Here is a 13,842-nt window from a genome sequence, read left to right as displayed (position 1 = left end):
ATCAAACTCAACCATTCATTGTCGAACGGAAGCCGTCACAGAACCAGTTTTTTTTGCAATTTTGCTGGCTTTATTCTGACCAAGACATACAATTCTTCATCAAAGATGGGTATTATTCGCCCACCTAATTATTACCAGCCGATACCTGAAAAAAACTAGAGGAAATGCTCCATGGCAGCTCGCAAAAAAGTACTCGATCCCGTTGTCGATCTGGAATCGCAAATCGCCAAGCTCAAAGTTCAACTGGATAAAGCACGGGCCAAAAAAGCCAGCGATGCCAGCAAAGCGGTAGCAAAGGCTACTAAAGCCAGTACCGCCGCTCAGAAAAAACTGGCAGCACTTCGTACCAAACAGAATGCTGCTCAGGCGACTGCCAAATCCAAGAAAACCGCTGCGGCAAAAAAGCAGCTGGAAAAAGCCAAGTCCGCACTGGCTACTCAAAAAGACCTGGCCGCCGCTGCCAAGGCAGCTGTCGCTGATGCCAAAAACAGTTTGAAGTCTATTACCGAAGCGAATAAAGGCGCTGCCGCAATCGACAAAGTCGTTAACAAGCTGCAGAAGGAGCAAGCTAAAGTTGCCGCCAAGGCTGCCAAAGCTCAGGCGAAGAAGGATGCCGCTGCCGCCAAAGCCGCCGCCAAGAAAGAGGCCGCCGCCAAGAAAGCCGCTGCTAAAAAAGAAGCCGCCGCTGCCAAAAAGGCCGCTGCCGCAGCCAAAGCTGCAGCGAAGAAGGAAGCCGCAGCCAAAAAAGCCGCTGCTAAAAAGACTGCTGCCAAGAAAGCTACCGTGAAGAAAAGCGCGGCTAAGAAAGCACCGGCCAAAAAGGCCAGCGCCAAGCCGGCGGCCAAGAAGAGCGCCGCAAAGAAAGCCACCAAGGCACCCGCTAAAAAAGCGGCCGCAAAAGCTCCCGCTAAGAAGGCAGCCGTCAAGAAAACTGCAGCCAAGCCCGCCGCCAAAAAAACCACAGCTAAAAAAGCCCCGGTGAAGAAGGCGGCAGCCAAAGCGGCTCCTGCCAAGAAGGCAGCTCCCAAGAAAACCACAGCCAAGAAAGCTGCTCCTAAGAAAGCTGCTCCCAAGAAGGCTGCCGCTCCAGCTGCCCCTAAAGCCGAAGCCAAGCCGGCAGTGAAGAAAGCAGCGGCCAAGAAGCCGGCGGTTGCGAAACCCGCTGTCAAAAAAGCCGAAGTGAAGAGCGAAGCTCCCAAGGCTCCTGCAAAAGCTCCTGAGACCAAGCCGGCACCGGTAGTTGCCCCTCCAGCGGCGCAAAAGCCTGTAGAAGTTAAACCTGCTGCGCCTGCTCCCAAAGTTGAAGCACCTGCTGCTCCCAAGGTCAGCGAGAAGCCAGTAGAAAAAGCGGCGGCACCCGTTGTCGAAAAGCCCGCCGTTGAGAGCAAGCCAGCAGCCCCGGCAGCTGCAGAAAAGCCAGTTGAGAAACCTGCGGCCGAGTCCAAGCCCATCAGCCCCAGCCTGTTTGGCGGTGACCTCTAAGCCAATGCGCAGCCCCTCTCTTTAATCTTCGAGGCCCGGATATAAGGCCCAAGGCCCCGGAAGCACAACCTGCTTCCGGGGCCTTTGTATGTAAGCCTCCTTTGATTAATTACCTTGCGCTATGGTCCACACCGCTGCATATCTCCCTCAGTGTGGGCAGATGCTGCAATGCAGATTGGCCCAGGATCTGGCGGGTGTATTCCCAGGTCAAACCAGTTGCCCCGTAAGCCTCCTGATCGGCTACCAATGATTCAAGCTGATTTAATTCTGCCCGTTCCGCCCGAATCTCCCAACTCTGCAACCGTTTCCGCCAGGCAGCCCAACTGCCCTGTTTTGACAGGGATCTACGCCATAATCTGAGGGGCGCTACCAACCCACAGTGCCACCTGTTCGCTCTTCTCTGCCCCTGTCGCAACAACTTCGTATCAAAGGTTCTTCCGCTCTGATCCAACCACAGGCACCAAAGTAATAGGCAAATGTTCACACCATGCCCGTCCTGCAAACGCAGGCACAGAGACTCCATACCCGGCGCTGCATACAACCTAATGCTGTATTGCCAGAGGCCACTGCTTGAATTGTTGCTCTCCGGGAACTCGTTTGTGCTGGGGTTCATGGCCGTATTGGGTTGGGATAAGAGTTGGAATCATCGCCGTGGAGGCATGATAGAATGCCCGCCATGATTACACTACACGACGTAAACTTACAGCGCGGCAGCAAAATTCTCCTGCAAGAGGCGCAGCTCAGACTCCATGATGGCCATAAGGTGGGCCTGGTCGGTGCAAACGGAACCGGTAAGAGTACGCTGTTCAAGATGCTCAGTGGTGAACTTGCCGCCGACCAGGGGGAATGCAATATCCCCTCGGGTTGGCGCATTGCCCATATGGCGCAGGAGGTCTCTCACAGCGATCTAAGCGCTCTGGATTATGTGCTTGACGGTGATGCACGCTTTCGCCAGTTACAGGCCGAGATAGAACAAGGCGGCCAAAACGGACAGTGTGGTGAGCAGCTGGGACGACTGTACGCAGAGTTCGAGTCAATTGATGGATATACTGCAGAGACCCGCGCCCAATCTTTGATGAATGGCCTTGGATTTGCCGCCACAGACGGAGAGCGACCCGTGCGGGATTTTTCCGGAGGCTGGCGTATTCGCCTGAATCTCGCACAGGCATTGATGTGCCCGGCAGACCTGCTGTTACTCGATGAGCCCACCAACCACTTGGACCTGGATACGACCTGGTGGCTGGAACAGCGGTTGCAGCAATTCAAGGGGACGCTACTGATTATCTCCCATGACCGGGACTTTCTCGACAGTACGGTGAACCATATCGTGCACATCGAGCATCAGAAACTCAATCTCTACAGTGGCAGCTATTCCTCCTTTGAGCGCCAGCGCGCAGAACGCCTCGCCCAACAGCAACAGATGTTTGAACGCCAGCAAACCCAGATTGCCGAGATTGAGCGCTTTGTGGCCCGCTTTCGAGCGAAAGCCACCAAAGCCCGGCAGGCTCAGAGCCGGCTTAAGGCACTGGAGCGCCTTGAACGTATCGCCCCTGCGCATGTGGATTCACCCTTCCAGTTTCAAATTCCCTGCGCGGATAAGACCTCACAACCCCTTCTGCAACTGGTGGATGCCAGTATCGGTTACGACGCCAGCCCGATTTTGTCATCGGTGAACCTTCGGATCGAACCCGACAGCCGACTGGGGCTACTGGGGCCCAACGGAGCCGGCAAATCCACCCTGATAAAAGCGCTGGTAGGTGAGTTACCTCTGATTGGCGGGCAGCGAACCGCGGGCGAGAACCTGGCTGTGGGCTATTTCAATCAGCACCAATTGGAATCACTGGATTTGCATGCCAGCGCGGCCCTTCACATCCAGCGGCTCTCCCCCTCAGTAAGAGAGCAGGAGGTCCGAAATTTCCTGGGTGGGTTCGGTTTTCACGGAGACCGTGCCTTTGAAGTGATTCAGCACTTTTCCGGTGGCGAAAAGGCCCGGCTTGCGTTGGCGTTGATTGCCTGGCAAAAGCCCAATTTATTACTGCTGGACGAGCCTACCAACCACCTGGACCTGGATATGCGTGAGGCCCTGACCCTGGCGCTGCAAACCTATCCGGGTGCCGTGCTGGTTATCTCCCACGACCGGCATCTGCTGCGCAATACCGTGGATGAGTTTTGGTTAATTGCCGATGGCCGCGCAGACCAGTTCGACGGTGACCTGGATGATTACCACAGGTGGCTCGATAATCGTGAAGATACGCCGCCAGCCAGTGAGGAAAAATCAGAACCTCGCCAGGACCGGCGCGAACAGCGCCAACAAGCGGCGGCTCAGCGCAAGCAACTGCAGCCCCTGCGCAAAAAGCTTCAGGCAGCTGAACGTCAGGTGGACAAATGGCAAACCCAATGTGACGAAATTGAGCAGCAATTGGCCGACACCAGCCTCTATGACGCCGATCGCAAAGATGACCTTCAAGGCTTGCTTAAGCGCCAGGGCGAACTTCGCCAGCGGTTGGATACCGCGGAAGAAGAATGGATGTTGTTGAGCGAGGAGTACGAAATGCTGGAGCAGCAGGTTCGGGAAGGATAGTAAAGAATCCGCCTTCCCGATAAACGCCTATCAGGCCAATTCCAGCACCTTGTTAACCAGTTTGCTGATGCCGGCGTTGGCTTCGCTGATGCGACCGGCCAGCATATAGGCTGCGGTGGTGACCAGCTTGCGCTCAGCATCTACGGCAATCTCTTCCACCGGAGTGTCGACGTGCTTCGCCCCCATGCACTCCACAGCAGCGGCGGTATCGGCATCATTGCCAATGGTGCAGCTCACACCCTCTCCCAGAAGAGCGGCAGACATGACCGGTGAAATGCAAATCAGACCAACTGGCTTGTTCTGTGCTGCCATAGCGCCGGTGAAGGCCTTTAGATCTTCATTGACCGTCATATCACTGCCGTTAACGGCAAAGTCACACAGATTCTTGGCTGCGCCAAAACCGCCGGGAACGACCATGGCATCAAAATCATCAGCACTGGCCTTCTTCAGATCCTGAACAGCCCCGCGAGCAATACGAGCCGCTTCCACCAGCACGCGCCGGGTTTCTCCCTCAGCCACCTCCCCGGTCAGATGATTCACCACATGCAGTTGCTCAATATCCGGCGCGAAGCATTGCACTTCGGCTCCCTGCTGATCCAAACACAGTAACGTCAGAACAGCCTCGTGAATTTCAGAACCGTCATAAACACCGCTGCCGGCCAGAATTACTGCTACCTTCTTTGACATAAGACAAACCCTCTCATCGTTGAGGACCCACCGGTCCCGTTAATGTGTCATATTGTAGGGATTCAGGTATCGCTGTCCAAGGAGATTGAGCATGGTTCCTTCAATGTTACTGGTGGTGATTGATCCCACTACCGAGCAGCAACCGGCGTTAAAACGGGGAGAACAATTGGCGGTGGATTGTGGCGCTCGCCTGCATCTGTTTTGTTGCGACTATCAGGAAGATATTTCGCAGTTCGCATCGCGCAAGGACGCCAAACACCATACGCTCTGCCAAAGCCGGGAGCGCCTGGAACAACTGGCCAGGCCCCTGCGCGAAGAAGGTCTTTCAGTAACCACCGAGGCCTACTGGAACCACAACTGGGAGCAATCGGTTATTCACGCCTGTGCCCGAATTGGCGCGGATATGGTGATCAAAACCAGCTTTCCTCACAGCCGCTTGGAACGCCAGCTGACTCATACCTCGGACTATTCCTTGTTGCGCCACGCCCCCTGCGCGACCTTGCTGATCCACGACCAAAGTCCGTGGCTGCAGCAGCGGATATTGGCCGCTGTTACGATTGATACCGGCGACGTGGAACACGATCTGCTGAACAATGCCATTATCACGGAAGCGCAGCGTTTAGCGTTGGCAACCCGTTCGGAATTGCATCTGGTGGCAGCTCTGGATGCAACCGCAGATATGGCCGATATTTTGGGCCTGATGCAGGATGAAGAAGAAAAAACAGATGATGAGGACTTGCTCAGTCAACGCTTTGGCGTAGACCGGGACCGTATTCACATCCACCAAGGCTCGGCGAAAGACGTGATTGTGGATGTGGCCAATAACCTCAATATTGACGCCCTGGTGATGGGCACCGTAGCACGCAAAGGCTTGCAGGCCGCTTTGCTCGGCAACACCGCGGAAAAAGTACTGGATGCCGTGGATATGGATGTTCTGACGGTTAACTGAACGGATACCGGGGCCTGCAGGCCCCGGTGAATGCAGTCTCATTATCTGCCTGAAGGCAGACTATCAACGCTCCTGCATGGTTTTTACCTGGGCACTGATTTCCGCGACGACACGGCGATTGGCAGCTCTGCCCTCAGCTGTGTCATTGCTGGCGATGGGCTGTTCTTCTCCGTAGCCTTTACCACTGACGCGACTGGCTTCAATGCCGTATTCAGTGACCAAAACTTTGGCGACCGCATCTGCACGGCGCTGAGACAGCTGCTTGTTGTAGTCGGCAGCACCGCGGGCATCGGTATGACCCTGAACCTCGACTTGGGTATTGGCGTATTGGTTCATGAAATCAGCCACCTGACGGATCTCTTCGAAGAACTCGGGTTTGACCACGTCACTGTCGTTGTCAAAGTTAACCCGCAGCTCAATGGAGACCTTCTCGGTCAATACCAGGGGGCAGCCTTTTGCATCCACCTTCAGGTTACGAGCGGTGTTCGGGCACTCATCCATGTAGTCATAGACGCCATCGCGATCACTGTCGAGTGGACAGCCACGACCGTCAACGGGCGCCCCGGCTGGGGTATTGGGGCAGGCATCCGCACTGTCCAGAACACCATCGCCATCGCTGTCGATCTCGCGAGTGACAGGCGTCGCAGTTGCACTCTTGCCCAGAGCGTAGTTAAGCCCCAGCTGCAATCCAAAATCGGTATCTTCGTGGTCGAGACTGTTAAAAGCACGCAGATCGCCGCGGAAGCCAAGGCGATCAGTGAGTGCTCGCTTAACGCCAAGCCCTAGATTGATACGAGTTTCGTCTACCTCGTCAAAGTTATCGGGGTCAAAGGTCATATCACCGACACCTGCGACCAGAAAAGGCGTCCAGTCGCCGCGTTTCGCAAAATGGTAAAGCGCGTCAAGTCGATACTCAGTGGCGTCAACATCGATATTGAGGTCTTCAGCCTCGGTACTGGCCTCCGTCCACCAGGCTTCCAGGGTCCACCTGGGATTGATCACGTATCCCAATCCCAACCCCAGGAAAGCGTCATCATCGATATCACGCTCACCGTCAAAGAGGTGGTAACCGAGCGCGCCGTTAAGTTCGAATTGGTGGTCATCCGCATAAACGCCTGCGGAGGTGATAACGGTGGTCAGGCCGATGACTGCGGCCAACCGGTTTAGCTTGATCATGGAGTTGCTCCTTGCTCTTTGATTTTGTGTTCTTGTTGTTTGGCGCCCGCTTTGGTGAGGGGCGCGATAGGGTTCCAAATATCCTCAAGACTCCTGACGCAAAGCCGCCATGAATTGATCGGCGGCCGCAATGGAAGTCTCCATATCTTTGATCAATACCGCCACCTCACGCTTGAGGTTGCTAAATTCGCCCTTGAGTGAGGCGATGGCCCGGGCGTTGAGATTGTGTTTCAGATACAGTGTTTGATCTCGCAATGTATCCAGCACCGGTGCCATTTTCTTCTCCGCTGCACGCATTGCTGTCAGCATGGTTTGGTAACGCCGGCGAGTGTCTCGCAGCTTCGATTCACTTTGACGACGGAGACTTTTGTTGCTGTATTGCTCCAGCTCATCAGACCATTCATCGAACAGGGCCTCCGCCACATTTTCCACACCGTCGATGCGGGCACTCAGGGCCTCGGCACGCGACAGGCTGTCTTCGTATTCATCATTGATCAGGTTATAGGTTTTTTCCAGTTCGCCACCGTCAAAGTTCAGTTCGTGGGTAAAGCGCTCCAACGCGGAAGAAAACTGCTCCTTGGCATCCACTTGCGCTTCTCGCACCTCTTCGATCCGGTCGACGAGGATGTCGCGCTTGTGAAAGCCGACCTTTTCCATGGCGCCGTAGTAAGCACTTTCACATCCGGCCAGTGTCAACAGCAGCGACACCCCCAGAAGAATTCGTTTTGTCATGACGAGCTTCCCTTTCTTGATTTCAGGCTGAGGAGCACTGGCTCCCGGTGCGGGCAGTATGGGCTGCAATACCAATGGCGGCAAGTGACAGCGGTGTGAAGGCCGGCATTACCTGCGTTAAGACAAGAATATTGTAGAAGGATTTGAGTCGCCCCCACAGAGGGGGCGGGACTGTTTTAACAGGATTTTACAAACAGTAAATCCCAAACTCCGTGGCCAAGTCGTTCGCCACGCTTTTCAAACTTGGTGATGGGACGGTGATCAGGCCTGGGTGAATACTGGTATTCACCGGCACAGTTTTCGATACCTTCGGTCGCCGACAGAACTTCCATCATGTGTTCCGCGTAGGGCTCCCAGTCGGTGGCCATGTGAATCATGCCACCGGGTTTGAGCTTGGAGAGAATATTCTGAACAAACGCCGGTTGAACAATACGCCGTTTATTGTGCTTTTTCTTGTGCCAGGGATCCGGAAAATACAGCTGGAAGCGATCCAGGCTGGCGTCCGCAATGCAGTCTTCAAGCACATCAATGGCATCTGCCATATAGACGCGCAGGTTGGATACTTCCTGTTTGCCGGCATTATTAATCAAAGCGCCAACGCCCGGCGGGTGCACCTCGATACCGATAAAGTCCTTATCTGCTTCAGCCTGGGCCATCTGCAATAGGGAGTCCCCCATACCGAAACCAATCTCCAGTACGACGGGGGCCTGACGACCAAAGGTGTCTTGCGCAATCAGGGGGCCATCAAACAGGCTCAGCCCAAATTGAGGCCAATAGGAATCAAAGGCTTTCTTTTGGCCCACGGTAATGCGGCCGCCCCGAATAACATAGCTGCGAATGGACTTCTTCTTGTATTCGGGTTTGATTTCGTAGGTTTCTGACATGATCTTGCGGGAATTGAGATTACAAATTTGAGATTACTGAAGCGCCTGCTACCGGGGTCAGATCGGTGACGTTGGCATTCGCCAGGAGGCAACAAAAAGGCAAATCCAACCGACCATAAAGCTGACCCCTCCCAGTGGCGTGACAGGTCCTAACCAGCGTGGACCGCCCAGTGCCAGGGCATAGAGACTGCCGGAAAATAGCAGTATGCCTACGACAAAGGCGATCCCCGCCCATAGGAACATACCCGATTCGGGAAAACGCAGCAGTAACAGGGCAACCAGTATCAGAGCCAATGTGTGGTAAAACTGGTATTGCACGCCGGTCTGGAAGGCGGAGAGCATGGCCGCATCCACCCGCCCCTTAAGCCCGTGGGCGGCGAATGCACCAAGGACGACAGCCAGCAATCCGCTAACAGAAGCCAATACCAGTAGCTGTTTCGCCATTTCGTGAGGCTCCGATAAAAGCCGCGTATTGTAGTGCGATGATCAGAAAAAGGACAGACACAAAAACGCCGCTGAATCAGCGGCGTTCGGGAGATAATGCCGTTTGTCCGGATGACTCCGAACTGCTGTCAGGCTTCCATCGCCACACGCACCTTTTTCATGGCGTTTTTCTCAAGTTGGCGAATACGCTCGGCAGACACCCCATACTGGGCAGCCAACTCATGCAATGTGGCTTTGTCTTCGTTTAACCAGCGTTGCTGAATGATATCCCGGGAACGGTCATCCAGGCCCTCCAGAGCTTGTGTAAGGCTGTTAACGCTGCTTTCTTGCCAGTCCGCCTGCTCCAGCTGGTGGGCGGGGTCAAAGCGCTTGTCTTCCAGATAGTGAGCCGGTGCCTGGTAGGCGGTGTCATCGTCGTCATCCGCGCCAGCGTCAAAGGCCGCATCGTAGGCCGACAGGCGACCTTCCATCTCGCGAACCTGTTTAACATCGACGTTAAGATCGCTGGCTACAGCCTCGGCTTCGTCATTGGTGAGCCAGGCCAGGCGTTTTTTGGCACCACGCAGGTTGAAGAACAGTTTGCGCTGGGCCTTGGTGGTCGCCACTTTAACAATACGCCAGTTGCGCAGAATGAACTCGTGCATCTCGGCTTTAATCCAGTGCACCGCAAAGGACACCAGACGAACGCCTTTTTCCGGGTTGAAGCGCTTGACCGCTTTCATCAACCCTACGTTGCCTTCCTGGATCAGGTCAGCCTGAGAGAGGCCATAGCCGGAATAGGTTTTGGCAATATGCACGACGAATCGCAGGTGGGCCATAACCAGGCGCCGCGCGGCGTCCAGGTCCTGATGGTAGTAGAGCTCTTCCGCCAGACGCTTTTCTTCTTCGGCGGACAGAACGGCAAAGCCGTTAACGGCCTGTACATACGCGTTGAGGTTCGCCCCCGGTGCGAGTACTCCTACAGGCTGCAGGCTGGTTCCCATGGATTCGTCTCCAATGAAATTTGTCAAAAAAACGGACTGAGTTTAGCACTCCTTGGATTAGAGCGCTAACTCTGGCAAAAGTTTCCGGTTAATTGTTTAAATTCAAGCAGTTAAGAATTGTTAACAGCTCTCGATATAGAGTTGAAGGTGGTCAATTGGGGGTCAAGACTGCCAAACCCAGGGAGAGAACGGGGGTCATCAGGGCTCAATCGCACCCAAATGTCGCCCCACTGCCAACCAGGCACCCAACCACCCGACCAGGGTTCCCGTAAGCACCAGCAGCAGACTTCCGGAAAATCCCAGCCCCTGAAGACTGTAATCACTTTGATAGCTGCTGGCCAGGGAGGCTACGGCCCCCGAGAGGGAAAACAGAAGTACAAGTACCATCACCAGCGCCAGTAAACCACCCCCAAGGCCATACCAAAGCCCCGTGTAAAGGAACGGACGACGTACAAAGGCATCGCTGCCTCCGACCAGTTTGATGATGGTGATTTCATCGCGCCGGTTCTCAATAGCCAGTCGGATGGTATTACCGATCACCAGCACTACCCCCAGGGCCAATAGCGCCCCAACCACCAGAGCAATACGCTCTCCCAGGGTCAGTATGCCTTGCAACCGCTCGATCCAGGCCCGATCGAACAGGACCTCATCCACAATTTTTAACTGCGCCAGCTGCTCACCCAGCAACCCGAGATCCGCGGCACTGATCCCCGCTGCAGGGGTCAGAAGCAACGTCGGAGGAAGGGGGTTGTTGTCGAGGCCGCTCAACGCACTGCCCATGCCGGATTCCATCTCGAACTGCCGCAGTGCCTGCTCTGGACTGACATACTCGAGGGCAGCAACATCTTGCCGAAGGCGCAGTTTTTGCTGCAACGCCTCCACCGCCTGGGGGCGAGCTCTCTGGTTAAGAAACAGGGTAATCTGGGGAGCGCCGTCCCAGCGCTGGCCAATCACTTTGAGGTTATCGAGACTGGTAAATAATGTCGCCGGCAGAGCCAGGGCCACAGCGATAACCAGCCAGGTCATGAGGCTTTGCAGTGGGGTGCTCAAGAGCCTTTTTAGGCTGTCCCTGGCGCTGAATCGATGATGGTCCAGATAGCTTTGCCAGCGGTCGCGTAGCTGGTTGCGATGCATGACCGCTCCTTCCGTACGCCTGGCGCGGGTCTGTGGGCGGCGGTCCTCGCCTGAGCGATCAGGCGTTTTCTGTGTTCGCTGCACCTTGCAACTCCCCGTCGTGAACCAGCTCTCCCTTGGACAAACCCAATACCCGCCGCTTGAGACGACGAATCAGGTCGATATCGTGGCTGGCGATCATGACAGAGACACCGACATCATTGAACTGCCGAAATAAAGTCATGATTTCGCTGGAAAGCGCGGGATCGAGGTTACCGGTGGGTTCATCCGCCAGCAACAGGCGGGGCTTGTTCACCACCGCTCTGGCGATACCCACCCGTTGTTGTTCGCCGCCAGACAAAACGATGGGATTCTGCTTTTCTTTTGTCAACAGCCCCACTTTGTCCAGCGCGGCCCTCACGCGCCGAGCCGCCTCCCTGGGGTGGTAACCCTCGATCACCAGGGGCAAGGCCACATTGTCATAGACGCTGCGATCAAACAGCAGCTGGTGATTCTGGAACACCACCCCAATACGTCGCCGCAACAGGGGAATCTGACTGGCCGGCAAACGATTGAGGTTTTGGCCGTTCACCAGAACTTGTCCCTGGGTAGCTCGCTCCATCAGCATTATCAGCTTTAGCAGCGTGCTCTTGCCCGCACCTGAGTGCCCGGTGAGAAACACCATTTCTCCGGCTCCCACCTCAAAGCTGACACGGCTCAGGGCCTCGTAGCCCCCGGCATAGCGCATGCTTACCTGGTCAAAGCGAATCACTGTTGCTAGGTCTCATCACTGAACAGTGCCTGGACGAACGCATCGGCTTCAAACGGTTGCAGATCGTCAATCCCTTCGCCCACACCAATAAAGCGCACTGGAATACCGAATTTCTGGCTCAGGGCAAAGATCACCCCTCCTTTTGCAGTCCCATCCAGTTTGGTCAGAGCCATGCCGGTGACCTTGGCGGCATCGATAAACTGCTCGGCCTGATTGAGGGCGTTCTGGCCTGTACCGGCATCAAGTACCAACAGCACCTCGTGAGGTGCCGTATTATCAAGCTTGGCCATCACGCGCTTGACCTTGGACAGCTCTTCCATAAGGTTGGCCTTGTTATGAAGGCGCCCGGCGGTATCGGCGATCACCACGTCCACGCCCTTGGCTTGTGCCGAGGCCACCGCATCGTAAATCACCGAAGCGCTGTCCGCGCCGGTGTGCTGCGCCACAACCGGCACCTGATTGCGCTCGCCCCAGACCTGCAGCTGCTCGACCGCTGCTGCCCGGAAGGTGTCTCCCGCCGCCAGCATCACACTCTTACCCTGCCCCTGGAAACGTCGGGCCAGTTTGCCAATGGTGGTGGTTTTACCCACACCATTGACACCAACGACTAAGATGACATAGGGCTTCTTTTCCTCAAGCTGAAGAGGGGATTCCACTTTCTTCAAAAGCTCCATTAACGATTCCTTCAGCGCTTCGTAGAGCGCCTGAGGATCCGATAATTGCTTTCTTTCCACCCGCTCGGTCAGCTTGTCAATAATGTCGGTGGTCGCCTCCAGGCCCACATCAGCAACCAGCAGCTGGGTTTCTATCTCTTCCAGCAGGTCGTCATCGATCTCTTTCTTGCCCAGGAACAGCAGCCCCAGGCCCTCAGCAAAATTGGCGCTGGTACGTGACAACCCGGCTTTGATACGCGCCCAGATGCTTTCCTTGCTTTTGGGTTTTTCCTTTTCACCCAGCGATACCGGCGCGGATTCGACCGCGCGCTCCGCCTCAGCACTCTCCGGGATCGTTGCCTGTGGCGTCGGATCTGGCGGTTGCTGAGTGTCACTGCTCTGGGTATCCGAGGTCACCTCAGGTCGGTTAAACCGCGAGAAGAACCCCTTTTTCGGGGGAGGCTCATTACCGGAACCGGATTCTGGGGCGTGTTCGCCGTTTACGGCCGGGGTCGTCTCCGCTTCCTGCCCGGACTGGCTGCTTTTGCCGTCCTTTTTGAATCGATCAAAGAAACTACTGCTCACGCTGGTCCTCAAGGCTGTACAATCCCAGCCACATATTCAAAAGCATGCATTCTACCGGCTAAGAGAGGCCGGGGGCAGCCCCCGATTCAACATCAAGCTTGAGGTACATCGTTGAAAAACTCCCGACGAGCTGCCGCCAGGGCCGGCAAGCGTGGCGGCGGCCAGGCCGGAAATGGTCAAATGAGAATTATTGGAGGGCAGTGGCGCGGTCGAAAATTGCCAATAGTCACCGCCCAGGGACTTCGTCCAACCGGGGATCGCATTCGAGAGACGCTGTTTAATTGGCTGGCACCCGACCTTCCCGGTGCACGCTGCCTGGACCTGTTTGCCGGTTCCGGCGCCCTGGGGCTGGAGGCACTTTCGCGGGGAGCTCATGAGGTGACTCTGGTGGAGTTAAACCCCGAGGCGGCACAGCAGCTGCGGGACAACCTGGCCATGCTGGGCCGAAATAACCCACAAGATCTCCAGGCGCGGGTGATTCAGGCTGACTCTCTGCAATGGCTAGAGACACAGCCTCCTACCCCTTACGACGTGCTATTTATAGACCCCCCCTTTGGGGCCGACCTGTGGTCAACCAGTATTGATGCATTGGAGCAACACGGCTGGCTCAGTCATCAGGCTGCAATTTATTTGGAATCTCCGGCAGATACACTGATCACAGTACCAAAGGACTGGGACTTGCACCGAGAGAAACGTGCAGGAGAGGTTTGTTACCGGCTCTATTACCGGCAAGTTTGAGCATAAGTGGCCTAAATACCCAACAGAAAGACCGCAGGGGTTTTGTGCTACCGTCGCAAATTG

The 13,842-nt window shown here is 55.5% G+C and carries 14 protein-coding genes; 4 read left to right on the top strand and 10 right to left on the bottom strand.

Annotated features, from left to right (window positions below):
• Positions 1-171 precede the first annotated feature (171 nt).
• Positions 172-1,482, top strand: coding sequence for a hypothetical protein (locus HBA55_RS08220; RefSeq protein WP_166989267.1), 1,311 nt, complete (start codon positions 172-174; stop codon positions 1,480-1,482).
• 109 nt (positions 1,483-1,591) lie between these two features.
• On the opposite strand, the gene HBA55_RS38165 is transcribed toward HBA55_RS08220, so the two are convergent.
• A complete protein-coding gene (locus HBA55_RS38165) occupies positions 1,592-2,095 on the bottom strand; it encodes a TIGR02444 family protein (protein WP_166989265.1) in 504 nt (167 codons plus the stop codon).
• A gap of 63 nt (positions 2,096-2,158) precedes the next feature.
• Between HBA55_RS38165 and HBA55_RS08210 the strand changes: the two genes are divergently transcribed.
• The gene (locus tag HBA55_RS08210) at positions 2,159-4,063 is read left to right on the top strand and encodes an ABC-F family ATP-binding cassette domain-containing protein (protein ID WP_166989263.1); all 1,905 of its coding nucleotides are present in this window, start codon (positions 2,159-2,161) and stop codon (positions 4,061-4,063) included.
• 30 nt (positions 4,064-4,093) lie between these two features.
• Here HBA55_RS08210 and elbB read toward each other — a convergent pair whose 3' ends face one another.
• The gene (gene elbB, locus HBA55_RS08205) at positions 4,094-4,750 is read right to left on the bottom strand and encodes an isoprenoid biosynthesis glyoxalase ElbB (protein WP_166989261.1); all 657 of its coding nucleotides are present in this window, start codon (positions 4,748-4,750) and stop codon (positions 4,094-4,096) included.
• Positions 4,751-4,841: 91 nt separating this feature from the next.
• Between elbB and HBA55_RS08200 the strand changes: the two genes are divergently transcribed.
• The gene (locus HBA55_RS08200; protein ID WP_166989259.1) at positions 4,842-5,699 is read left to right on the top strand and encodes a universal stress protein; all 858 of its coding nucleotides are present in this window, start codon (positions 4,842-4,844) and stop codon (positions 5,697-5,699) included.
• Positions 5,700-5,762: 63 nt separating this feature from the next.
• Here HBA55_RS08200 and HBA55_RS08195 read toward each other — a convergent pair whose 3' ends face one another.
• The 8 genes from HBA55_RS08195 to ftsY all read right to left on the bottom strand — a co-directional run bounded on the left by HBA55_RS08195 (position 5,763) and on the right by ftsY (position 12,810).
• Positions 5,763-6,875 (bottom strand): OmpA family protein, encoded by a 1,113-nt coding sequence (locus HBA55_RS08195; protein ID WP_166989257.1) that lies wholly within the window; start codon positions 6,873-6,875, stop codon positions 5,763-5,765.
• A gap of 84 nt (positions 6,876-6,959) precedes the next feature.
• Positions 6,960-7,607 (bottom strand): DUF2959 domain-containing protein, encoded by a 648-nt coding sequence (locus tag HBA55_RS08190; protein WP_166989255.1) that lies wholly within the window; start codon positions 7,605-7,607, stop codon positions 6,960-6,962.
• Positions 7,608-7,783: 176 nt separating this feature from the next.
• A complete protein-coding gene (gene trmB, locus HBA55_RS08185; RefSeq protein ID WP_166989562.1) occupies positions 7,784-8,473 on the bottom strand; it encodes a tRNA (guanosine(46)-N7)-methyltransferase TrmB in 690 nt (229 codons plus the stop codon).
• A gap of 75 nt (positions 8,474-8,548) precedes the next feature.
• Complete coding sequence (locus HBA55_RS08180) at positions 8,549-8,935, bottom strand: DUF423 domain-containing protein (protein WP_166989253.1); 387 nt, start codon at positions 8,933-8,935, stop codon at positions 8,549-8,551.
• A 128-nt stretch (positions 8,936-9,063) separates the two neighbouring features.
• Entirely contained in the window at positions 9,064-9,918 is an 855-nt protein-coding gene (gene rpoH, locus HBA55_RS08175; RefSeq protein ID WP_166989251.1) for an RNA polymerase sigma factor RpoH, read from the bottom strand.
• A gap of 198 nt (positions 9,919-10,116) precedes the next feature.
• Positions 10,117-11,136 (bottom strand): permease-like cell division protein FtsX, encoded by a 1,020-nt coding sequence (gene ftsX, locus HBA55_RS08170; protein ID WP_338109375.1) that lies wholly within the window; start codon positions 11,134-11,136, stop codon positions 10,117-10,119.
• Positions 11,111-11,803, bottom strand: a complete 693-nt coding sequence (gene ftsE / locus HBA55_RS08165; protein ID WP_166989249.1) for a cell division ATP-binding protein FtsE — start codon at positions 11,801-11,803, stop codon at positions 11,111-11,113. The genes ftsX and ftsE overlap by 26 nt, the downstream gene beginning before the upstream one ends.
• 5 nt (positions 11,804-11,808) lie before the next feature.
• Positions 11,809-12,810 carry a signal recognition particle-docking protein FtsY gene (gene ftsY / locus HBA55_RS08160; protein ID WP_420821495.1) on the bottom strand — a complete coding sequence of 334 codons (1,002 nt, stop codon included), beginning with the start codon at positions 12,808-12,810 and terminating at the stop codon, positions 11,809-11,811.
• A gap of 411 nt (positions 12,811-13,221) precedes the next feature.
• Here ftsY and rsmD point away from each other — a divergent pair, with 411 nt between their 5' ends.
• On the top strand, positions 13,222-13,779 hold the full coding sequence (rsmD, locus tag HBA55_RS08155; protein WP_166989245.1) for a 16S rRNA (guanine(966)-N(2))-methyltransferase RsmD: 558 nt from the start codon (positions 13,222-13,224) through the stop codon (positions 13,777-13,779).
• The last annotated feature ends 63 nt before the right edge of the window (positions 13,780-13,842 follow it).

This window comes from Pseudomaricurvus alkylphenolicus (assembly GCF_011683955.1).
Taxonomy (GTDB): Bacteria; Pseudomonadota; Gammaproteobacteria; order Pseudomonadales; family Cellvibrionaceae; genus Pseudomaricurvus; species Pseudomaricurvus alkylphenolicus.
This window is presented reverse-complemented; position numbering and strand designations above follow the sequence as displayed.